The organism is Tenggerimyces flavus (assembly GCF_016907715.1).
Lineage (GTDB): Bacteria > Actinomycetota > Actinomycetes > Propionibacteriales > Actinopolymorphaceae > Tenggerimyces > Tenggerimyces flavus.
The window spans coordinates 865,991-888,475 of sequence record NZ_JAFBCM010000001.1; the positions used below are offsets into that span (position 1 = coordinate 865,991).

The 22,485-nt window shown below is 69.0% G+C and carries 19 protein-coding genes; 10 read left to right on the plus strand and 9 right to left on the minus strand.

What is annotated here, in order from left to right:
* Complete coding sequence (locus tag JOD67_RS04200) at positions 1–2,337, minus strand: glycoside hydrolase family 43 protein (protein WP_205115396.1); 2,337 nt, start codon at positions 2,335–2,337, stop codon at positions 1–3.
* 275 nt (positions 2,338–2,612) lie between these two features.
* Here JOD67_RS04200 and JOD67_RS04205 point away from each other — a divergent pair, with 275 nt between their 5' ends.
* On the plus strand, positions 2,613–4,055 hold the full coding sequence (locus JOD67_RS04205; protein ID WP_239554436.1) for a cellulase family glycosylhydrolase: 1,443 nt from the start codon (positions 2,613–2,615) through the stop codon (positions 4,053–4,055).
* A gap of 139 nt (positions 4,056–4,194) precedes the next feature.
* Positions 4,195–6,657 (plus strand): PQQ-dependent sugar dehydrogenase, encoded by a 2,463-nt coding sequence (locus JOD67_RS04210; RefSeq protein WP_239553715.1) that lies wholly within the window; start codon positions 4,195–4,197, stop codon positions 6,655–6,657.
* Positions 6,658–7,151: 494 nt separating this feature from the next.
* Here the strand turns inward: JOD67_RS04210 and JOD67_RS04215 are convergent, their stop codons facing one another.
* Genes JOD67_RS04215 through JOD67_RS04250 form a run of 8 tightly spaced genes read right to left on the minus strand, consistent with a single transcriptional unit; the run spans position 7,152 to position 15,880 of the window.
* Complete coding sequence (locus JOD67_RS04215; RefSeq protein ID WP_205115397.1) at positions 7,152–8,312, minus strand: 4-hydroxybenzoate 3-monooxygenase; 1,161 nt, start codon at positions 8,310–8,312, stop codon at positions 7,152–7,154.
* A 7-nt stretch (positions 8,313–8,319) separates the two neighbouring features.
* Positions 8,320–9,492, minus strand: coding sequence for a CynX/NimT family MFS transporter (locus tag JOD67_RS04220; RefSeq protein ID WP_205115398.1), 1,173 nt, complete (start codon positions 9,490–9,492; stop codon positions 8,320–8,322).
* Between the two features lie 29 nt (positions 9,493–9,521).
* Entirely contained in the window at positions 9,522–10,982 is a 1,461-nt protein-coding gene (locus tag JOD67_RS04225; protein ID WP_205115400.1) for a benzaldehyde dehydrogenase, read from the minus strand.
* 12 nt (positions 10,983–10,994) lie between these two features.
* Positions 10,995–12,581, minus strand: a complete 1,587-nt coding sequence (locus JOD67_RS41685) for a thiamine pyrophosphate-dependent enzyme (RefSeq protein WP_205115402.1) — start codon at positions 12,579–12,581, stop codon at positions 10,995–10,997.
* Positions 12,578–13,366, minus strand: coding sequence for an ABC transporter ATP-binding protein (locus tag JOD67_RS04235; protein ID WP_205115404.1), 789 nt, complete (start codon positions 13,364–13,366; stop codon positions 12,578–12,580). Before JOD67_RS04235 ends, JOD67_RS41685 begins: the two co-directional genes overlap by 4 nt.
* 8 nt (positions 13,367–13,374) lie before the next feature.
* Positions 13,375–14,160 (minus strand): ABC transporter permease, encoded by a 786-nt coding sequence (locus JOD67_RS04240; RefSeq protein ID WP_205115405.1) that lies wholly within the window; start codon positions 14,158–14,160, stop codon positions 13,375–13,377.
* Positions 14,157–14,933: an ABC transporter permease gene (locus JOD67_RS04245; RefSeq protein WP_205115408.1), complete on the minus strand. Its 777-nt coding sequence runs from the start codon at positions 14,931–14,933 to the stop codon at positions 14,157–14,159. Before JOD67_RS04245 ends, JOD67_RS04240 begins: the two co-directional genes overlap by 4 nt.
* Entirely contained in the window at positions 14,930–15,880 is a 951-nt protein-coding gene (locus JOD67_RS04250; protein WP_205115417.1) for an ABC transporter substrate-binding protein, read from the minus strand. Before JOD67_RS04250 ends, JOD67_RS04245 begins: the two co-directional genes overlap by 4 nt.
* 191 nt (positions 15,881–16,071) lie before the next feature.
* Here JOD67_RS04250 and JOD67_RS04255 point away from each other — a divergent pair, with 191 nt between their 5' ends.
* The 8 genes from JOD67_RS04255 to JOD67_RS04290 are packed head-to-tail and all read left to right on the plus strand — an operon-like array spanning position 16,072 to position 22,442.
* Positions 16,072–16,872 carry a CoA transferase subunit A gene (locus JOD67_RS04255; protein ID WP_205115419.1) on the plus strand — a complete coding sequence of 267 codons (801 nt, stop codon included), beginning with the start codon at positions 16,072–16,074 and terminating at the stop codon, positions 16,870–16,872.
* Positions 16,869–17,633: a CoA-transferase subunit beta gene (locus JOD67_RS04260; RefSeq protein WP_307782268.1), complete on the plus strand. Its 765-nt coding sequence runs from the start codon at positions 16,869–16,871 to the stop codon at positions 17,631–17,633. Before JOD67_RS04255 ends, JOD67_RS04260 begins: the two co-directional genes overlap by 4 nt.
* Complete coding sequence (locus JOD67_RS04265; protein ID WP_205115421.1) at positions 17,630–18,811, plus strand: thiolase family protein; 1,182 nt, start codon at positions 17,630–17,632, stop codon at positions 18,809–18,811. Before JOD67_RS04260 ends, JOD67_RS04265 begins: the two co-directional genes overlap by 4 nt.
* Positions 18,811–19,530 (plus strand): protocatechuate 3,4-dioxygenase subunit beta, encoded by a 720-nt coding sequence (pcaH, locus tag JOD67_RS04270; RefSeq protein WP_205115422.1) that lies wholly within the window; start codon positions 18,811–18,813, stop codon positions 19,528–19,530. The genes JOD67_RS04265 and pcaH overlap by 1 nt, the downstream gene beginning before the upstream one ends.
* The gene (gene pcaG, locus JOD67_RS04275; protein ID WP_205115423.1) at positions 19,523–20,092 is read left to right on the plus strand and encodes a protocatechuate 3,4-dioxygenase subunit alpha; all 570 of its coding nucleotides are present in this window, start codon (positions 19,523–19,525) and stop codon (positions 20,090–20,092) included. Before pcaH ends, pcaG begins: the two co-directional genes overlap by 8 nt.
* The gene (locus JOD67_RS04280) at positions 20,067–21,302 is read left to right on the plus strand and encodes a class-II fumarase/aspartase family protein (RefSeq protein WP_205115424.1); all 1,236 of its coding nucleotides are present in this window, start codon (positions 20,067–20,069) and stop codon (positions 21,300–21,302) included. Before pcaG ends, JOD67_RS04280 begins: the two co-directional genes overlap by 26 nt.
* A complete protein-coding gene (gene pcaC, locus JOD67_RS04285; RefSeq protein ID WP_205115431.1) occupies positions 21,295–21,675 on the plus strand; it encodes a 4-carboxymuconolactone decarboxylase in 381 nt (126 codons plus the stop codon). The genes JOD67_RS04280 and pcaC overlap by 8 nt, the downstream gene beginning before the upstream one ends.
* On the plus strand, positions 21,672–22,442 hold the full coding sequence (locus JOD67_RS04290; RefSeq protein ID WP_205115433.1) for an IclR family transcriptional regulator: 771 nt from the start codon (positions 21,672–21,674) through the stop codon (positions 22,440–22,442). Before pcaC ends, JOD67_RS04290 begins: the two co-directional genes overlap by 4 nt.
* Positions 22,443–22,485: the final 43 nt, after the last annotated feature.

Genomic DNA, 22,485 nt, shown 5'->3' on the forward strand with positions numbered 1-22,485 from the left:
CTACGGCCTCGAGACGCGGAAGTAGTCGAACTGGGAGAGTGCCTTACCGAACTGGTCCGTCGTCCCCTGCAGCGACGCCTGCGAGGTCAGGCCGATCTTCGGCGTGACGTTCGCGGGCAGCGTCCAGGTCAGGCCCCACACCCAGGTCTTGCCGTCCAGGCTCGACGCGGCGCGGTAGCGGTGCTCGCCGGTCTTCGGGTCGAGCGTGTGCACGAGCCGCAGCCAGGTCGTCTCCCCCGGCGGGCCGACGACGCCGCCGCCCCACGAACGCCGGCCCTGGAAGATCGTCTCCTTGCCGAACTCCGCGATCCGCGTCTTCTCCACCGCGACGATGTCGAAGCGCAGGAACTCGTTGTCGTTCACGTAGACGAGGATTCCGCCCTGCTGGTAGTTGCGGACCGTGTCGACGCCGAGGTCGATCGACAGCTTGGTCTCGATCGTAAAGTTACCTGTCGGTTGGTCGCGGACCAGCAGGCTCGGCGTGCCGTCGCCGACGAGGTCGGCGATCTGTGTGGGCCACTTGAACTCGCCGCCGGTGACGACCGCCTCCGGGTCGGCGTCGCGCACCCAGCTCCAGCCGGCGCCGAGCGCGCCGCCGTTGAACTCGTCCGAGAACGCCTTGTCGACCTTGCCCGGCTTCGGCGCCGGAACGACCTTGCGCACCGGCTCGTACAGCGGGTTCGCCGAGAAGTTATCGACCTCGCCGCCACCAGTAGCGGTGACGCCGGCGCGCCCCGTGCGGTCCAGGCGACTCGGCACCTTCAGCGAGACCTCGGCCCACGGGTCGGCGAGCCGCGCGTCGGTGACGTCGGCGGTGACCGTACGGCCACGCGCCTGCAGCGCCACCACGTGCCAAGCGCCGTAGTCGAACCCGTCGGGAATCGGCGCCGACTTCGACTGCACATGGCCGCCGACGAACGTCTCGACGCGCAACTGCTTGCGCTTGGCGTCGATCACCGCGCGGACACCGCCGAGCGGTTCGCCCGCGCGGGCGACGACACCGACAGTGCCGTTCGCGCCGGAACGGACGTCCGCCTCGACGCGGACGTCGGAGTCGGACACGTTCTTCTTCGTGAGCGCGAGCGCGTACTGACCGGACAGCTTGCCGAAGCCGCCCGACTGCGCGTCTGGACCGGCGTTCGCGAGGTCACCGAGCACCTCGACGAACCGGCCCTTGGTCGCGGCCGCGTCGTCGAAGCGGTCGTCGATCTGGCCGACCGCGATCGGCGCCTTCTCCCCCGACTCGGAAGCACCCAGACCGGCGCGCACGATCGGCCAGCCGTCGATCCAGTCGAGCCGGTCGAGGTTCATCGGCCGCATCGTGAAGCCCGGCGAGACGTCGAGCCACGGGTCGTTGCGGTCGATCGCGTGGTATGCCATGTACATCTCGCCGCTGACGTCGGTCGCGGCCGAGTGGTGACCAGTGCCGATCCACTTGTTTCCGTTCGGCGCGATCACCGGGGTGCCGCCGGTGCGGCTCTCCAGCATTGTCTTGCCGAGACGGTCGACGAACGGACCGAGCGGGTTCTTCGACCGGCCGACGAACACGGTGTAGCCGGTGGTCGGGCCGGCGCAGCAGTTCGCGGACGAGGCGAACAGGTAGTACCAGCCGTCGCGGTGCAGCACGTTCGGGCCCTCGAAGCGGGACGAGGCGATGTGCTTCGGCTCGCCGACCGTGGCGAGGCCGTCGGGCGACATCTTCACGACGTAGAGGCCGGTGCCGTACCCACCCCAGTACATGTAGTGCGTGCCGTCGGTGTCGGTGAACAGCGCCGGGTCGATGGTCGTGTCGAAGCCACCGCCCACAGGCCTGGCGGGGATCAGCGGCTCGGCCTTGGGGGTCCATGGACCGGCCGGGTGCGGCGCGGTCGCGACGCCGATCGCGGGGTCGAAGCCCTGCGTGGTCGTCGTCGTGTTCGGGACGGTGAAGTACAGCAGGTACTGACCGTTGAGGTAGCGGACGTCCGGGGCCCAGAAGCCGGTGCCGGGTGCCGCGTACGCCGGCAGGTTCGAGGCGTTGAAAACGTCGCCGGCCTCGGTCCAGTGCACCAGGTCGGTGGACTTACCGATCTTGTACGACGAACCGCGGGTGCCCTGCTCGTCGTGCGGACCGCCGGTGGCGTAGCCGTACCAGACCCCGTCCTTGCCGCGGATGACGGCCGGGTCGGGGAAGTCGATGGTGTACCCCTGGACGACGGGGTTGGAGTACGTTGCCGCGGCCTCTGCCTTCTGGTTCGGTGCTGCTGCCGTCGGCGTAGCGACGAGGGACACCGCGGCGAGTCCGCCGCAGAGCGCGGCGATCCCCACGAGCGTCAACGGACGCCGTCGTACGGGCATGTGCGACCTCCGGGATGAGCGGTGCATCGATGTCCCGTGTCTAACCGCAATGCTCAACGTTGTAAAGACCGCGTCACACGACGCGCCTGACCGGTGCCGGACTGACAGGCGGCCGCCTTCAGGTAATGAATAGTCAGTCTGTCTAACAATTGCATTGACTTGGCCGTCGAACAGCACCTATTGTCCGTTTCAACTCCCGGGCCCGGGATGCACCTCTTGGCGCCAACGGCCGGATGCTGTCACCGTGTAAGCAAGGGAGGACCCCCGTGTCTCGAATGCTGTCTCGATCACGACGTGCGCCGGTCTGGCTGATGGCCGGACTGGCGCTGGCGTTGGTTCCGATCGGCGCTGCTGATGCCCGCCCACCCTCGACGCCCGACGCGGAGGTGGCCGCCGCCAGGTACGAGGCGGAGAGCGCGACGATCTCGCAAGGACTGGTCGAGTCCAACCACGCCGGTTTCAGCGGCACCGGGTTCGTGAACTACGACAACGTGACCGGTAGCTCCGTCCAGTTCCAGGTGACCGCCGCGCAGGCGGGTGCCGCGATCCTCACGTTCGGGTTCGCCAACGGGACGCCCACCAACCGACCCATGAACATCATCGTGAACGGCACGACCGTCGCCGGCGCCAAGCCGTTCCAGGGAACGGGCGCGTGGACCAATTGGCAGCAGACCGCCGTCAATGCCAACTTGACGGCGGGCACGAACACCGTCCGCGCCGTGGCGACGACCGCGAACGGAGGCCCGAACGTCGACTACCTCGAGCTTGGCTCACCCGGCCAGCCCGGCGCGACGCCGGTCGCCGCGAACGGTCAGCTGCGCGTGTGCGGCACCCAGCTGTGCAACCAGAACGGCACGCCGATCCAGCTGCGCGGCATGAGCACGCACGGCCTGCAGTGGTACCGGCAGTGCGTGAACGACTCGTCGCTCGACGCGCTGGCGAACGACTGGCAGGCGGACATCGTGCGGCTGTCGATGTATATCCAGGAGGGTGGGTACGACACCAACCCGCGGATGTTCACCGATCTCATGCACCAGCTGATCGACCAGGTGTCGGCGCGCGGCATGTACGTGATCGTCGACTGGCACATGCTCGACCCGGGCGACCCGCACGCGAACCTGGAGAAGGCGAAGACGTTCTTCACCGAGATCGCCCAGCGACACAAGGACAAGCCGAACGTCCTGTACGAGGTGGCGAACGAGCCGAGCGGCGTGAGCTGGTCGCGGATCAAGAGCTACCACGAGCAGATCGTCCCCGTGATCCGCGCTCAGGATCCCGACGCGGTCGTTCTGCTGGGCACGCGCGCATGGTCCTCGCTCGGCGTCTCCGACGGCGGGAACGAGCAGGAGGTCATCGACTCGCCGGTGAACGCGTCGAACGTGATGTACACGTTCCACTTCTACGCGGCGTCGCATGGCTCGGAGTACCGGACCGCGCTGTCGCGGGCGGCGGACCGGATCCCGATGTTCGTCACGGAGTTCGGCACGCAGGAGTACACCGGTGACGGGCCGGACGACTTCAACTCCTCGCAGCAGTACCTCGACCTGCTGGCGCAGAAGAAGATCAGCTGGACGAACTGGAACTACTCCGACGACGAGCGCACGGGTGCGGCGTTCACCCAGGGCACCTGCCCGAACGGTCCGTACGCGGGCACCAGCCGGCTGAAGGAGGCCGGTAGCTGGGTGCGCGACCGGATCCGTACGGCGGACAGCTGGTAGGAGCCGCTCCCCAGCGGTTGACTCTTCCGTTCGAGACGACTCATGGCTATCGTGAAGGGCGGCTGGCAATAGTTAGTCAGTCTGTCTAATCGTTGTTCGCACGTGCTCGTCGCCGCAATGACTTCACGAGGGAGTGGCCATGAGTCGTCATCGAACGTGGCGCCGGCAAGCGCTTGCCCAGCTCGCTGCCGGCCTACTGATCGCAGGAGTGGTGGTCGCCACCGGCGCCGAGCCGGCGGTGGCGGCCCCCACCAGGTACGAGGCGGAGAACGCCTCGATCGCGCAGGGCGTGGTCGAGTCCAACCACGCGGGCTTCAGCGGTACCGGGTTCGTCAACTACGACAACGCGGTGGGCAGCTCGGTGCTGTTCAGCGTCGACGCGGCCAGCGCCGGGAGTGCGGCGTTGACGATCCGGTACGCGAACGGGACGGCCGTGAACCGGCCGATGGACGTCGTCGTCAACGGCACGGTCGTCGCCGACGAGCGCGCGTTCAACGGCACGGGTACGTGGACGACCTGGCAGCAGACAGTGGTCAACGCGAACCTGGTCGCCGGCACGAACACGATCCGCGCCGTGGCCACGACCGCGAACGGCGGGCCGAACCTCGACTACGTCGACGTCGAGTTCACACCCGCGGCGACGGACTACCAGGCGGAGACCGCGACGATCACCCAAGGCGTCGTCGAGTCCAACCACGCGGGCTTCACCGGCACGGGGTTCGTCAACTACGACAACGTGGTCGGCAGCGCCGTCCAGTTCACCGTGACCGCGGCGGCAGCGGGCGCGACCGGCCTGAGATTCCGGTACGCGAACGGGACGACCGTGAACCGGCCGATGGACGTCATCGTTAACGGCGCCGTCGTGGCCGACGACCGCGCGTTCGAGGGCACCGGCGCCTGGACGACGTGGCAGGAGCTCGTCGTCAACGCCAGCTTGACAGCTGGCACCAACACCGTACGGACGGTCTCGTCCACGGTGAACGGCGGACCGAACCTCGACCGCCTGCAGGTCGTACCGCCGGCCGACGCCGAGCAGCCCACGACGCCGGGACAGCCGGTGTGCAGCGACCTCAGCTTCGACTCGCTGACGCTGACGTGGCCGGAGTCGACGGACAACGTCGGCGTGGTGGCGTACGACATCTACCACCAGGGCCAACGGATCGCCGAGGCGCCGGAGCCGCCGGGTTCGCCGTACCGGCTGACGGGGCTGCGTCCGAACGCGCGGTACGAGTTGTCGGTGTTCGCGCGCGACGCGGCCGGGAACGTGTCCGACACCAGCCCCGAGGCCGTGTGCACGACGACCGCGGACCCGGGTGACCCGACACCGCCGTCCGCACCCGGGCAGCCGTCAGCGTCGAACGTCGGCCAGACCTCGGCGACGCTGAGCTGGGGCGCGTCGACCGACAGCCGCGGCGTGACGTCGTACGACCTCCGCAACGACGCGAACAACGCGGTGATCGACTCGGTGGCGGGTACGCCGCCGGCGACGACGAAGGCCCTGACCACGTTGGCCTGCGACACCGCGTACGTCCTGCACGTGGTGGCGAAGGACGCCGCGGGGAACACGTCGGCGAAGAGTCCGACGGTGAGCTTCCGGACGGGAGCCTGCGCGGGCGGCAACAACCCGGGCACGCCGTCGCAGGTGTCGACTGGCTGGTCGATCCCGTGGGACATCGCGTGGTCGCCGGACGGGACGTTCGGGTTAGTGACCGAGCGGGACAGCTTCCGGGTGTTCAGAATCAACAAGAACGGCAGCGGGAAGACGCAGGTCGGCACGGTCCCGAACTCGGCGACGACCGATGGGGAGGGTGGACTGATGGGCGTCGCGTTCTCACCGACGTGGAGCGGGACGAGCGACCAGGAGGTGTTCTTCATGCACACCTCGAGCGACAACAACCGGATCGCGAAGATGTCGTTCAACGGCACGACACTGTCCTCGTACTCCGTTGTGCTGAACGGGATTCGCAAGAACCGCTACCACAACGGCGGGCGGATCCGGTTCGGTCCGGACGGGTTCCTGTACGTGTCGACCGGCGACGCACAGCAGAGCAACCTGGCGCAGGACCGGAACTCGCTGAACGGCAAGATCCTGCGGATCACCAAGTCGGGCGCGGCCGCGCCGGGCAACCCGTTCGGGACGACGATCTACTCCTACGGCCACCGCAACCCGCAAGGCCTGGCCTGGGACGCCGCCGGGCGGCTGTGGTCGTCGGAGCTGGGGAACTCGTCGGTCGACGAGCTCAACCTGATCGAGCCGGGGAAGAACTACGGCTGGCCCACGTGTGAGGGCAACTGCAGCGTGGCCGGGATGACGAACCCGAAGCGCACCTGGACGACGGCCGAGGCCTCGCCCTCGGGTCTGGCGTACGCGAACGGTGCCCTCTTCATGGCAGCGCTGCGTGGCCAACGGATGTGGCGGATCGTCCTGAACGGCACCTCGGTCGGCTCGGTGACCTCGCACTGGAACGGCACGTACGGCCGCCTCCGTGCGGTGGCGAAGGTGCCGGGCGAGAATGCGATCTGGTTCGGCACGACGAACGCCGACAACAACGGCGGCCAACCCGACGGCTCGGACCGCTTCCTTCGCTCCAACCTGAGCTAGAACCCGGAGGGGTGGCCGCGCCCGCGGGCAGCGGCCACCCTTGTCGGATCCCTACAACGGACCGGGTTTTCGTCCCCAGGTGCCGATCTCGGGACGTTCTCCACAGATCCTCGGCGGGCTCCCCGTTCGGCCTGGCTCGGAGGCGATGCTGGGGTCAGTCGCATTTTCAGCGGCAGGCCTTGGGTCGCTCCAGCCAGCCGCCGGCTCGGCCCTGCCCGGAAGGCAGTCTGGTCGCCCGATGCGAGCCCGGTGGGTACAGGTGGGGGACAGGCCTCTCGCCCGGCGGAGCGACTGTTGGGGACAGCCCGCCCCTGGCGGGCGGCGGGCCGGCGATTGTACGGCTGAGTCTAGGGGGAGCGGAGGGTTAGCGCGAGCGTCAAGGTCAGGTTGACAGGGTGACGATGAGCAAGGGAGAGCGTCAAGATGGAATTGACGGACGCGCCGTAGGTGGCCGGCGAGAGGGAGGTGAGGCGTCAAGGGGGAGTTGACGGTGGCTAGGGGAGGCCGACGTAGTTCTCGCTGAGGCTGCGGGCGTAGGACTCGGAGGTGGTGAGGTAGCGGAGCTGGGAGAGCTGGAGCTTCTCCTCGTACGGATCGTGGTCCGGGAACTTGTGCAGCATCGAGGTCATCCACCAGGAGAAGTGCTGGGCTCGCCAGACGCGCCACAGACAGTCCGACGAGTACGAGTCGAGCAGGGCGCGGGAGCCGGTGGTGTACCAGGAGGCGAGGGCAGTTCCGAGGAGGCGGACGTCGGCCAGCGCGAGGTTCATGCCTTTCGCTCCGGTCGGCGGCACGATGTGGACCGCATCACCAGCGAGGAAGAGGCGCTTCCACTGCAGGGGTTCGGTGACGAGGCTGCGCATCGCGGTGATGCCCTTGTCGAGCACGACACCCTCGGCCAACTCCCAACCAGGCATGGCGAGGCGCTGTTGGAGCTCGTCCCAGACGCGGGAGTCCGACCACTCCGACAGCGGCTCGTCCGGCGCCACTTGGAGGTAGAGGCGCGAGATCGAAGGCGACCGCATGCTCACCAGGGCGAAGCCGCGCGGCGAGTGGCAGTAGATCAGCTCTTCGGTCGACGGCGGCGCTTCGGCGAGGATTCCCAACCAGGCAAAGGGATACGTCCGTTCGTACGTCGTCAGCACGCCGTCCGGTACGAACGACCGCGACACTCCGTGGAAGCCGTCGCACCCCGCCACGAAGTCGCACTCGAGCAATGCCTCCCGCCCGTTCTCCACGAAGGCGACCCGTGGTGAAGCAGCCAGGCCGGACAGCCGAACGTCCGACACCGAGAAGCGCACGTCGCCTCCATCAGCGAGCCGCGCGGCGATCGCGTCCTTCACCACCTCCTGCTGCCCGTACACCGTGATCGAACGCCCCGTCAGCGCCGTCACCGGCACCCGATGCCGCGCGCCGGCGAACTGCAGGTTGATCCCCTCGTGCGGCATCCCCTCGCGATCGAGCCGCGCCCCGAGTCCGCACGCACGCAGCAGGTCCACCGAGCCCTGCTCCAGTACGCCTGCCCGCACGCGGCTCTCCACGTACGCGCGATCCCGAACCTCCAACACCACCGAGGAAATCCCCGCCAGGTGCAGCAGCTGAGACAACACCAAGCCCGCCGGCCCCGCGCCGATGATCGCCACCTGGGTGCGCATCACGACCTCATCCCACGGTGCTGTTGCGTCCAGCGCCCAGCGCGCACACCGACATCACGACGATCACCCCGACTAGCACGAGCAACGGCGCGGTCCAGCCGGACGTCGAGTCGCGCAGCGCGCCCATCGCGAACGGTCCCGTCGCCCCCAGCACGTACCCGATCGTCTGCACCGTCCCCGACAGCCCGCGCGCCACATCCGGGGTACGGGAGCGCAGCACGATCAGCGCGAATACGAACGAGATCGACGCACCCTGCGCGAGCCCGGCGAAGAAGGTCCAGACCAGGTAGAGCGATGGCGCGAGCAGCAGGCCGACGACACCGACCGCCCAGCCCAGGCAGATCAGCAGGCCGGGGTAGACCTGCGACTTGGCCCGCGCGGCGAGCGTCGGCATCACGAACGCCGACGCGATGCCGAGCAGGTTGAACAGGGACAGCGCGAAGCCCGCGGCGCCGAGCGAGATCTCCGCATCGTGCAGCAGGGCCGGAAGCCAGGCGAGAACGGCGAAGTACAACAGCGACTGGCAGCCCATGAAGATCGCGAGCGCCCACATCACCGGGTTGCCGAGCACCGTCCGCGCGCGGAACGTCTGCTCCGGTGGGCGATGCGCCTGCCGCGACAGCGGCACCCATACGAGCGCGGCGAGCAACGCGGGAACGGCCCACACCGCCAGTGCCCCACGCCAGCCCCAACCCGCCGACAGTGCAAGGGGTGCGCTGATCGCGGAGGCCGCAGCGGCACCGGCGATGAGTACTCCCGTGTACATGCCTGTCACCGGGCCGGATCGGTCCGCGAAGTGCTGCTTGATCACGCTCGGGACGAGCACGTTCCCCACGGTGATCGCCGCGCCGATGACGATCGTTCCGGCGAAGACCCACGGGACGGACGGTACGAACCGGATCGCGCTGCCGAGCACCAGCGCGAGCATGCCGATGACCAGCGCCCGTTCGCTCCCCAGCCGCCGGCCGAGGCCCGCGGCGGCGGCCGACAACAGGCTGAAGCAGAGAACAGGCAAGGAGGTTAACAATCCCGCCGCGCCACGGGACAGCCCGAGATCCGCCTGGAGCGACGGCAACAGTGGCGACACAGCAGCGATCGCGGCCCGCAGGTTGACCGCGACCAGCGCGACCCCGAGCAGCGTCACCCAGACCGGCAGTCGCACCGGCGCCGTCTTCTCCACCCGTCGATTCGATCACGAACCGGGCCAGGTCAGAACGGGTAGGGCGCGATCGAGCCCTGCATCGTGAACCACTGCGTGTGGGTGAACGCGTCGAGGTTGCGGGTGAGACTGCCGAAGCGAGCGCCGGTTCCGGACGCTCCGACCCCGCCGAACGGGGCGACGGCCTCGTCGTCGACGGTCTGGTCGTTGATGTGCACGATGCCGGATGGGATCCGTTCCGCCAACGCCATCGCCGCGGACACGTCGGCGCTCAGCACGCCGAGCGACAGGCCGTACTCGGTGTCCCGCGCCAAGGCGACGGCCTCGTCCACCGAGCCGAACGTCGTCACCGGCGCGACCGGACCGAACACCTCGTTGGCCCACGCCGGCGTCGCCGGAGTCACCGAGGCGAGCACGGTCGGCCGATAGAACAGGTCCTCGAACGTTCCACCCGCCGCGAGCCGCGCGCCCGCCGAGACGCTCGACGTCACCAGCGAGTGCACCTTGTCGCGCTGCCCCGTGTCGATCAACGGACCCAGCGCCACCTGCGACGTCGCCGGATCGCCCATAGGCAAGTGATCTGCCTTTTCGGCCAGCCGCTCGACGTACTCCTCCGCGACGTCGCAATGGACAAGGTGTCTGCCTGTTGTCATGCAGATCTGTCCCTGATGCAGGAACGAGCCGAACGCCCCGGCCGACGCGGCCAGCCCGAGATCGGCGTCGGGGAGCACGATCAGCGCGGAGTTGCCGCCGAGCTCGAGGTGGACGCGCTTGAGGTGCCGCCCGGCGGTCTCACCCACCCGCCGGCCCGCGGCGGTCGAGCCGGTGAAGCTGAGCACCGGCACGGACGGGTGGGCGACGAGCGCCTCACCCAGGTCGGGTCCACCGGGCAGCACGTGTAGCAGACCCTCCGGGAGCCCGGCCTCCTCGAAGATGCGCGCCAACAGCAGACCACCGGACACGGCGGTGCGCGGGTCGGGCTTCAGGACGACCGCGTTCCCGACGGCGAGCGCCGGCGCGACCGAACGGATCGAAAGGATCAACGGGTAGTTGAACGGGGCGATCACGCCCACCACGCCGACGGGGATCCGGCGCGCGAGGCTCAGCCGCGGCCGCGCGGTCGCCAACACCTCGCCGGTCGGAGTCGACGCGAGCGCCGCGGCCTCGTAGCACTCCTGCGAAGCGACGTGCAGCTCCACGTCGGCCTTCGGCGGGATCGACCCGGCCTCCCGAACGAGCCACCCGCGGACCTCGTCGGCGTGATCCGACCACAGCGCACCCGCCCGACGCAGCACGGAGGCACGTTCCTCGAAGGAGGTCGCCGCCCACGCCGGCTGTGCGGCGACCGCTCGTGCGACCGCGCGGTCGAGGTCGTCGGTGTTCGCGAGGCCGACCCGGCCGAGCTCCGCACCGGTCGCGGGCTCGAGGTCGGCGACCTCACCCCCGGCGGACTTGACCCATCCGTCGCTATAGATCCGACCTGTCCAGGTAGCGGCGTCGAGCAGGGTCATGGCGGGCCTCCGTCAGGGTTCGAAGTGCTCCTCAGGTGTCACACGGACATCGAGAACGAGGGGTTCACGGCGGTCCGCGAGTCCAGGCAGAACCTCGTCGAACGTCGCGCGCAGGGTGGTTTCGTCGGTGATGAGGCGGGCGGGACAGCCCAGCGCTTCGGCCATCGCGCGGAGGTCGACGTCGAAGCCCGGCCAGGCCGGCTTGCCGCCTTGTCTCGCCGCGAGCAGGTCCATCACCGCGTAGCCGCCGTTGGACAGGACGAGGTAGAGGACGCCGCAGCCGTACTTGGCCGCACTCCAGAGCGCCTGGATGCCGTACATCGACGAGCCGTCGCCGACGACGGCGACAACCGGCCGGGTGGGGTCGCCGAGGCGCAGTCCGGCCGCGGCGGGCAGCGCGAAGCCGAGCCCACCCATCGCGGCGCTCACGAAGCCACGGGGTGCGCGAGCGGGGACGTACTGGTGGAGCAGCGGCCGGGTGGAGGGCGTTTCCTCCACCAGGACGGCATCTTCGGGCAGCTGTTCGGCGAGCGCGGCGAACACGTGGCGGGCGGAGAACGGCCCCTCGGGCACCGGCGGAATCGTCCGAGAGGTATGCCTGCTGGTCTCGCGTCGCGACACCAGCTCGACCAGTCGACCGCAGACCAAGGAGGGATCCGCGACCACCCCGAGAGTGGCGCTACTGCGGTGAACCGCCGCCGCCTCATCGGCGACAACGACCACGATCGCGCCGGATCGCACCAGCGGTCCAGGCTCGAACGGATATTGACGGAATGCCCCAGTCCCGATGACCAACACGACGTCGTACGGGGCGAGGGTCTCGCGGAGACGCACTCTGCCTGCCGGCAGCTGACCAGCGAAGAGAGGATGGTCCTGCGGGAACCCCGCCCGTGCACCGAACGCCTCTTGCCACACAGGGCAGCCGAGGCGTTCGACAAGTTCGGTGAGAGCCGTCCAGGTCGCCGGAGTGTCCGCACCGGCCCCGGCGACGATCGCCGGCGAACGAGAGTCGGCCAGCAGGCTGGCGATCTCCGCGACGCTCGCGTGATCGATCGCGGGAGGTCGACGAACCTCGAGGGGCGCGGCCAGGCCGAGGTCATCGGCGACCGGATCGTCCCAGTCGTCTCGCGGCACGATGACTATCGCGGGTCCGCGGCCATAGGCCGCCTCATGGCAAGCACGACGGATGGCCGAGGGCACATCCTGCGGAAGGGCGGGTTCCGACGTCCAGACGGGATAGGGTCCTGCCAAAGCCGTGAGGTGACCGGTCAAGAAGGGTTCCAGCGCGAGATGGCGGCGGTCCTGCTGGCCGACGACCACGACGAGCGGCGCCCGGTTGACGCGAGCGGTCGCGAGCGCGCCAACGGCGTTGCCCAGGCCCGCGGTGGTGTGCAGCAGAACGAACGCAGGCCGTTCGGTCGCGATCGCGAAACCTGTCGCCATCCCCACGACCGACCCCTCATGCAGCGCGAGCCGGAACCGAAAGTCCGACGGCAGGTCGACGAGGAACGGCACCTCGGTCGATCCCGGGTTGCTGAAGATGTCGACCATGCCGCAGGCACGCAGCACGTCGAACGTCGCCTCGCGGACCGTCGTCACCGTGCACCTTTCGCCCGCTGGACAAGGCCGAAGATGTGCCCACGCAGCCGCGCGAACTCCGGTGACGACCGGGTCGACAGTTGGTCGCGCGGGTCAGGCAAGTCCACCTTGACGTCATCCATCACGACAGTCGGCGACGCCGACAGAACGAGCACGCGACCGCCGAGGTAGACGGCCTCGTCGATGTCGTGCGTGACGAACACGATCGTGACGCGCAGCCGCCGCCAGAGCTCGCGAACGAGGTCCTCGAGCTCCGCGCGGGTCTGCGCGTCGACGGCCGCGAACGGTTCGTCCATCAGCATGATCCGCGGCTCGTACGCGACGGCCCGCGCGATCGCCACGCGCTGCTGCATGCCGCCGGACAGCTGCCACGGATACGCCGATCGCGCCTCGTCCAGATCGACCGCGTGCAAGGCCTCGTCGACGAGCTCGGCCCGTCGCCCCTTCGGCACCTTCTTCTCTCGCAGCGGCAGCTCGACGTTCTCCCGCACGGTGAGCCAGGGGAACAGGCTGCGCCCGTACTCCTGGAACACGACGGCCATCCCGGCCGGCGGTTCGGTGACGCGGCGGCCGTCGACGATGATCTCGCCGCTGGTCGCAGGTAGGAGTCCGGCGATGCACTTGAGCAGCGTGGTCTTGCCCGCACCGGAGGGGCCGACGATGCAGACGAGCTCGCCGGGCGCGACGCCGAACGTCAGGTCGCGGACGGCCTCGACCGAGCGGCCGTGCCCGTCGTAGACCTTGTGCAGTCCGCGGACATCGAGAGCGTGGGTGGACCCGAGCATGAGGTCCATCATGCGCTCCCACGCTGGGATGCGCGCAGGCCGTAGTACCAGCGCAGCACGCGCCACTCGACCAGGCGAACGAGCAACGCCAGGACCAGACCGAGCGCGCCGAGCAGGAGGATGCCGGTCCACATCTCAGTGACGTTGAACGTGCGCTGGAACTGGATGATCGTGAAGCCCAGACCGTTGCTCGCGGCGAACATCTCGCTGATCACCATCAGGATGATGCCGATCGACAGGGCCTGCCGCACACCGGTCATGATCTGCGGGCTCGCCGAGCGAATCACCAGCTGGTAAAGGCGAGTTCGCCCGACGATGCGGTAGCAGCGGCATGTCTCGGTGAGGACCTCGTCGACAGCACGTACACCCTCGACGGTGTTCAGCAGGATCGGCCAGAGGCAGCCGGAGACGACCACGAACACCTTCATCGTGTCACCGATCCCGGCGAGCAGGATCAACACCGGTACGAGCACCGGCGGCGGGATCGCCCGGAGGAACTCCAACGCTGGTTCGCAAAACGCGCGTACGGACCGGATCGAGCCAATGAGGACGCCGAGACCGACACCGAGAACGAGGGCGATGGTGAAGCCGGCCAACAACCGGAGCAGGCTCGGTACGACGTCGGTCCCGAAGCGGCCGGTGAACCACACGTCATCGAAGGTCTTGAGGATCTTGGACAACGGTGGCGCGTAGTACGACGTGCTCCCTTCCGACAGGAACCACCACAGGGCAAGCAGAATGGCCGGCAGCGCGACGATCATCGCCACGCGCCAGGCGATCCTCGCGACCGTCATGCCATCACCTCGCGGCGCACCGACTGGTGCCACCGAAGCGCCCATCGCTCGAGACGGCGGAAGAGTACGTCCACACCGACGCCGAGCCCGCCGGTGACGAGCACGAGCGCGTACATGCTGGCGATCGCGCCGCCGGACTGGGCCACGCCGATCTGGTTGCCGAGCCCGGGGGCGCCGATGATCAGCTCGGCGGTGATTGCGAGGATCAACGCGACCGAGGCGGCGAGCCGCAGGCCGGTCATGACGTACGGCAAGGCAGAGGGCCAGACCACGTACCGGACCTCGGACCACCGACCGAGCCGGAACGAGCGCGCGGTCTCCCGCGCGACCGGATCGACATCGTGCACGCCGTACAACGTCTGGACGAGTACCTGCCAGAACGACGCGTAGACGACGAGCATCAGGACCGAGCCGAGATTCGTGTCGAACATCAACACAGCAAGGGGAATCAGCGCCACGGACGGGATCGGGCGCAGGAACTCGATCGTCGAGGCGGTGAGCTCCCGCAGCACCGGCACGATGCCGATGCCAACGCCAATGACAACGCCCAGCACCACCGCGATGCCCAGCCCGAGGAACCACCCCTTCAGCGTGTCGAGAAGGGCGAGCCAGAACTCGGCGGTCAGCAGCTGCTGGAAGAGCGCGACGACCATGTCGCTGAACGGTGGCAGGAACTCCGGCGACACGATTCCGATCCGAGGCACCAGCTCGAGCAGCAACAAGAACGTGCCGAAGCCCGCGATACCGAGCACCGTGTGAGGCCGCAAGGTCACGGCAACACACTCGACACGTCGAACTTCTCCTTGATCAGACCGTCCTCGAGCATGAGATCCGCGATCGTCTGTACGGACTCCTTGTTGACCTCCTGCGGCCAGGCCGGCAGCGTCATCTGTGCGGCGACGTCCGCCTCGATCTTCGTGTAGTCCGACAGCACGGCACGCGCCTCGTCCGGATTGTCCTGCGCGTACTGCAATGACTTCTCGATCGCCGTCGTGAACCGCTTCGCGAGGTCGGCGTTCTCCTGCAGCACCTTCTCGGTGGTGAAGTAGACCGCGACGGTCAGGTCCGGCGCGGCGTCGACGAAGTTGGACGCGATCACCTTGGCGCCCTGGTTCTTCGCGACGGTGAAGAACGGCTCGACGATCCAGGCCGCGTCGACGCGCTTGTTGGCGATCGCCGCCGGCATGTCCGGGAACGGCAACTCAGTGAACCGGATGTCGACCGGCTCCGCGCCGGCCTTGCGGACGGACGCACGGATCGTGGTGTCGCCGATGTTCTTCTGGTTGTTGACCGCGACACTCTTGCCGGGCAGCTGGGCGGCGCTCGTGATCGGACTGTCCTTGGGGACGACGATGCCGCCGAAGTCCTTGCCCTCCATGCCAGTCGAGGAGTTGCCCTCGGCGACAGCCTTCAACGGGATGTTCTGCGAGCGCGCGACGATCAGCGAGACGACGTTGCCGAACGCGAAGGTGAACTCACCGCTGACCACACCCGGCACCGCGGCCGCGCCGCCGGTCGTGTTGACGACTTCGACCTCGAGGTTCTGCTCCTTGAAGAAGCCCTTCTTCACCCCGAGGTGCAGCGGGGCCACGTCGACGATCGGGATCGCGCCCACCTTGATCTTCTGCACGCCACCGTCGCTCGTGGTCGCGGGCTCAGACCCGGCGCAGGCCGTGCTGGTCAGCAAGATGGCGGCCGCTGCGAGAACGAGTCGACGCATGGGGGTCTCCTTCGACCAGGCGTGCACCGCGATGTGTTCGCATATCGAACGAGCGTTCTCACAGAGAACATAGTCGCGACCTCGAGGGCAGTCAACGCGTTGACGGAGCCGGAGTGCGGCCGTATGTTCGTGATGAGAACGAGCGTCCGGGATGCGAACGTACGTCAGGAAGCGCGGCGAGAGGCAGGTCCATGGCCAAGGTCGTCTCTTTGGCTGACGGCATCGCCGAACTCGTACGCGACGGAGATCTCGTTGCTCTGGAGGGCTTCACCCACCTCATCCCGTTCGCCGCCGCGCACGAGATCATCAGGCAGGGAAGGCGAAACCTCACGCTCGCCCGGATGACACCGGACCTCATCTACGACCAGCTGATCGGCATGGGCTGCGCCAGCAAGCTGATCTTCAGCTGGGGCGGCAACCCGGGCGTCGGTTCGCTGCACCGGTTCCGCGACGCCGTTCAGAACGGCTGGCCCACCGCGCTCGAGATCGAGGAGCACAGCCACGCCGGCATGGCGAACAGGTACGTCGCGGGCGCGTCCGGCCTGCCGTTCGCGGTGCTGCGCGGCTACACCGGCACGGACCTGGCGAAGCACACCGAGACGGTCAGGCAGATTACCTGTCCATTCACCGGCGAGCAGCTGACCGCCGTCCCCGCCCTCCAGCCGGACGTGACGATCGTGCACGCGCAGCGCGCGGACCACGACGGCAACGTGCAGCTGTGGGGCATCACCGGAGTGCAGAAGGAAGCCGTGCTGGCCGCGAAGCGGTCGCTGATCACCGTCGAGGAGCTCATCGACGAGCTCGAGCCCGTCCCCAACCAGGTGATCCTGCCGGGCTGGGCGATCACGGCCGTGTCCCTGGTGCCGGGTGGAGCGCATCCCTCGTACACGATGGGGTACTCGACCCGCGACAACGACTACTACCAGCGGTGGGACGCCATCAGCCGGGAGCGCGAGACGTTCACCGGCTGGATGCGGGAGAACGTGCTGTGACCGACTACTCCACCGACGAGATGATGACCGTCGCCGCCGCTCGACGGCTGCGCGACGGCGCCGTCTGCTTCGTCGGCGTCGGCCTGCCCAGCACCGCCGCCAACCTCGCCCGCCGGACCCACGCGCCCACGCTCGTGCTCGTGTACGAGTCCGGCTGCCTCGGCGCGAAGCCGGACCGGCTTCCGCTCTCGATCGGCGACGGCGTGCTCGCCGAGCATGCCGACGCGGTGATCAGCGTGCCGGAGGTCTTCAACTACTGGCTGCAGCCCGGACGGGTCGACGTCGGGTTCCTCGGCGCCGCGCAGCTCGACCGGTACGCGAACATCAACACGACCGTGATCGGCGGCTCGTACGACAGTCCGAAGGTCCGACTCCCCGGCGCCGGCGGCGCACCGGAGATCGCGGCGTCGTGCCGCGAGGTCGTGGTCGTACTCCGGCAGAGCCCGCGCTCGTTCGTCGACCGCGTCGACTTCGTCACGTCGGTGGGGTTCGGCGACGGCCCCGGCTACCGCGAACGCCTCGGTCTGCGCGGCGCCGGACCGCGGACCGTGATCACCGACCTCGGCGTCCTCGAGCCCAGAGACACGACCTGCGAGCTCACCCTGACCCAGGTGCATCCGGGCGTGACGGTCGACGACGTCCGCGCGGCCACCGGCTGGGAGCTCTCGGTCGCGCCGAACGTGACGACCACCGAACCCCCGACCGAGCACGAGCTCGCGACGTTGCGCGCGCTCGAGGCGACGCTGAACGGAGCCCCATGACCAACGACGTCTACATCCTCGACGCCGTCCGTACGCCGATAGGGCGGCACGGCGGCGCGCTGGCGGGCGTCCGTCCCGACGACCTCGCAGCCCACGTCGTCGGTGAGGTCGTCCGGCGCAGCCCCGACCTGGATCCGGCCAGGATCGAGGACGTGCTGCTGGGCGACGCGAACGCGGCGGGCGAGGACAACCGTGACGTCGCGCGAATGGCGATCCTCCTTGCTGGCTTGCCGACTTCGATCCCCGGCGCGACGGTCAACCGGCTCTGCGGCTCGGGGATGGAGGCCGCGATCGAAGCGGCGCGGGCGGTCGCCCTCGGCGACGCCTCACTGATGGTCGCGGGCGGCGTGGAGTCGATGACACGCGCGCCGTGGGTGCTGCCGAAGCCGGATCGCGCGTACCCACGCGGGAACGAGACCATGTACTCCACCACGCTCGGCTGGCGGATGGTCAACCCGAAGATGCCCGAGGAGTGGACGGTCTCGCTCGGCGAGGGCGCGGAGATCCTGGCGGACAAGTACGCCATCACCCGCGAGCAGCAGGACAAGTTCGCGCTGCGCAGCCATCAGCATGCGGCTGCTGCGTGGGAGGCCGGCGCGTTCGCCGACGAGGTCTCGCCCCTGCCCGATGTCCCGCTCTACCAGGACGAGAGCATCCGTGCCGACACGTCGCTCGAGGCGTTGGCGAGGCTCCGCCCGGCGTTCCGACCAGACGGAACGGTGACCGCGGGCAACGCGTCGCCGTTGAACGACGGCGCCGCGGCGTTGCTCATCGGCGACGAGGCGGGCGCCGCCGCTGCTGGGCGCGAGCCGCTCGCGCGGATCGTGTCGCGGGGTGTGGCCGGCGTCGACCCGCAGCTGTTCGGGATCGGGCCGGTGGCCGCCGCCGAGCAGGCGCTGCGGCGGGCTGGCATCGGGTGGGGCGACCTGGACGTGGTGGAGCTGAACGAGGCGTTCGCCGCGCAATCCCTTGCCTGCTTGGCGGAATGGCGCGACCTCGACCCGGGGATCGTCAACCCGCAGGGTGGCGCGATCGCGATCGGGCACCCACTCGGGTGCAGCGGCGCGCGCATCCTCGGTTCGCTCGCGTGGCAGCTGCATCGACGCGGCGGCGGCCGTGGCCTCGCCGCGCTCTGTATCGGCGTGGGGCAGGGCCTCGCAGTGGTCCTGGAGGCCTGATGGCAGGGCTCATTCTCCCGCACTACAAGGCGGATCCGCCCGACGCGCACCCGCCGCTCGACTCTCCCGGCTACCGCTCGACCTCGCTGCGGCACCCGAAGCAACCGCTGGTCGCGCTGCCGCAACGGTTGACCGAGATCACCGGACCGTTGCTCGGCGACGGTCGCATCGGCGAGCCGGACCACGACCTCACCCGGCAGTGCGCGGCCGAGCCGATCGGTCAGCGGATCATCGTGCACGGACGCGTCGTCGACAGTACCGGCCGGCCCGTTCCGTCCACCCTGCTGGAGATCTGGCAGGCGAACGCGAGCGGCCGCTATCACCACGCGATCGACACCTGGCCCGCTCCCGTCGACCCCAACTTCACCGGCGTCGGCCGCACGCTGACCGACGCGGAAGGCCGGTACGAGTTCGTCACGATCAAGCCCGGCGCCTACCCGTGGCGCAACCACGACAACGCCTGGCGGCCCGCGCACATCCACTTCTCCCTGTTTGGGCGGGCGTTCACGCAGCGGCTGATCACGCAGATGTACTTTCCGGACGACCCGTTGTTCTCCCAGGACCCGATCTTCAACTCGGTCAGGGATCCGAAGGCTCGGCAGCGGATGGTCTCGTCGTACGACCACGCGCGCACCTCGCCGGAGTGGGCGCTCGCGTTCCGCTTCGACCTCGTGCTGCGTGGCGCGACGCCGTTCGAGGAGGACGACGACGATGACTGAGCTCGGGGTCACGCCGTCCCAGACCGTCGGGCCGTTCCTGCATCTGGGCTTGGAGTGGGCGGACGGGCCGTACGTCGTTCCGCCCTCGACGGCAGGCGCCTTGCGCATCGGCGGGTTCGTGTTCGACGGGCGTGGCGAACCCGTTCCGGACGCGATGGTGGAGACGTGGCAGGCCGATCCGGACGGGCGGTTCGACCATCCGGACGATCCGCGTGGGGCGGCGAAGTCGTCGGTATCTGGCTTCCGCGGGTTCGGGCGGTCGGCGACGGATCGTCTTGGCCGGTGGTGGATTCTCACTGTCAAGCCAGGCTTGCTTCCGGCGCCCGAGGGAGCTGTGGAGGCGCCGCACCTCGACATCTCGGTGTTCGGGCGTGGGATGCTGAACCGCGTGGTGACCCGGCTGTACTTCCCGGACGAGCTTGCTGCCAACGCGGCCGATCCGGTGCTGGCGTCCGTCGAGGAAGGGCGCCGTTCATCGCTCGTCGCGGCGGAGGGCGAGGACGGGCTCCGGTTCGACATCTGGTTGCAGGGTGAGCATGAGACCGTCTTCTTCGCCGTTTAGTCGCGCGCTCTTCGAGGCGATGCTCGACGTCGAGCGAGCGCTGACCACGGCCAACGCGGTGATGGGACTCGTCCCGACGTCCGCCGCCGCGCGGATCAACGCGGTCTGTGAGGTCGAACGGTACGACGTCGACGCGATCTGGCAGCAGGCCGAGTCCTCGGGCAATCCGGTCGTTCCCCTGGTCGAGGCCATCAGCGCGGAAGCCGGACCGTGGGTGCACTTCGGCGCGACGAGTCAGGACGTCCTCGACACGGCGATGATGCTGACCGTCAAGCGAGCCGTGACGGCGATGCCCTTGGCCGGCGTGCTCGACGCCTGTGCTGGGCTCGTTCGGGAGCATCGGTCGACGGTGATGGCCGCGCGGACGCTGGGGCAGCAGGCGGTGCCGACCACGTTCGGGCTGCTGGCGGCCACCTGGCTGAACGGCCTGGTCGGCCGGTTGGACATCGTGGGGGTCCTGCAGTTCGGCGGTGCGGCGGGGACGCTGGCCGCTTCCGACCGGCGCGGGCTCGCGGTTGCCGACCACCTCGGCAGACTGCTGGAGCTCGAGGTGCCGGCGCTCCCCTGGCACACCGACCGTGCTCCGATCCGGGCCGTGGCGAACGAGCTGGCCAGCACGGTCGTCGCCTGCGGCAAGATCGCGCTGGACGTGACGTTGCTCGCGCAGACCGAGGTCGGCGAGGTCTCGGAGGGAACGGGCGGCAGCTCCTCGGCCATGCCGCACAAGCAGAACCCGATCGGCTCCGTCCTGATCGGCGCCGCCGCCCGCCGCGTCCCCGGGCTGCTCGGCCCGTTCTACGCACCGCACGAGCTCCACCGGGCGACCGGCGCCTGGCATGCGGAGTGGGAGCCGCTGCGCGAGCTCGTCGAGCTCACGCACGTGACGCTCGAACGCACCGAGCGACTGTTAGGAAACCTTCAGATCCATCCCGAACGCATGCTGGCCAACCTCGATCCACGCGTCATGGCCGAGAGCGTGGCGAGCCGCCTCGCGGCCCTGCTCGGTCGCACCGAGGCGCACAGGATCGTGGTGAGGGCGAGTGGGGGCGGCGACTTCCGCGCGTCGTTGGTCGCCGATCCGGACGTACGCGGGGTGCTTTCGGTCGAGGAGCTCGATCACGCGCTGGACCCGACGAGCTGGCTGGGCAGCGCGGACGAGCTGATCGAGCGCGCGTTGGCGGCGTACGAGGAAGGAAGGCGTCATGGATGAGGCAGCGCGGTACGAGCACGGGATGACCATTCGCCGGGAGGTGCTCGGCGACGAGCACGTGGACCGGTCCATCGCGCGTGCGGACGCCGTGACGACGGACTTCCAGGAGCTCGTCACCCGCTACGCGTGGGGCGACATCTGGTCCAGGCCAGGGTTGTCGAGGCAGACCAGGAGCTGCATCACAGTGGCGATGCTGGCCGCGTTGCGCCACGACGACGAGCTCACGCTGCACCTCCGCGGCGCTGTGCGGAACGGGCTGTCGCGCGAGGAGATCGTCGAAGTGCTGCTGCAGGTCGCCGTCTACGCTGGGGTCCCGGCGGCGAACCGCGCGTTCGCCATCGCACAACGAGTGTTGGCAGAGGAGCTGGGATGACGAGCGGGCGTGGCCCGGAGTTCGTGCAGTCGTTGGAACGCGGGCTCGCCGTGATCCGCGCGTTCGACGCGGACCATCCCGAGCTCACGCTGTCCGACGTCGCCCGAGCGACCGGCCTGACGCGCGCCGCGGCGCGGCGTTTCCTGCTGACGTTGGTGGAACTCGGCTACATGCGGACCGACGGCCGGCTGTTCGGGCTGCGTCCGCGCATCCTCGAGCTGGGCTACGCGTACCTGTCGTCGCTGTCGTTGCCGGAGCTCGCCCAACCCCACATGGAGGCGCTCGTCGCCGAGGTGCGCGAGTCGTGCTCGGTGTCGGTGCTCGACGGCACCGAGGTCGTGTACGTCGCGCGGGTGCCGACGAAGCGGATTATGGCCGTCGCGATCGCCGTGGGTACTCGTTTCCCCGCGCATGCCACCTCGATGGGTCGGGTGCTGTTGGCGCATCAGCCGGCGGAGTGGGTGGACTCGTACCTGTCGACGACTTCCCTTGTGGCATTGACACCTCGGACCATCACGGATCCGGAGCGGCTGCGGTCGGTGTTGTCGCGGGTCCGTTCGCAGGGCTTCGCGGTCGTCGACCAGGAACTCGAAGAGGGCTTGCGTTCGATGGCGGTGCCGATCCGCGACGCGAGCGGTGCGGTGGTCGCGGCCATGAACGTGTCGGCGCGCACGAGTCGCGGCTCGTCCGAGGCGATCCGCCGCGAGCTGCTTCCCCCTCTGCAGAAGGCCGCGCAGGCGATCGAGACCGATCTCAGCGGCGCCTAGCCCGCCGTTCCGCCCGACGCGTTGGCGTACGGGCCGGATGGGG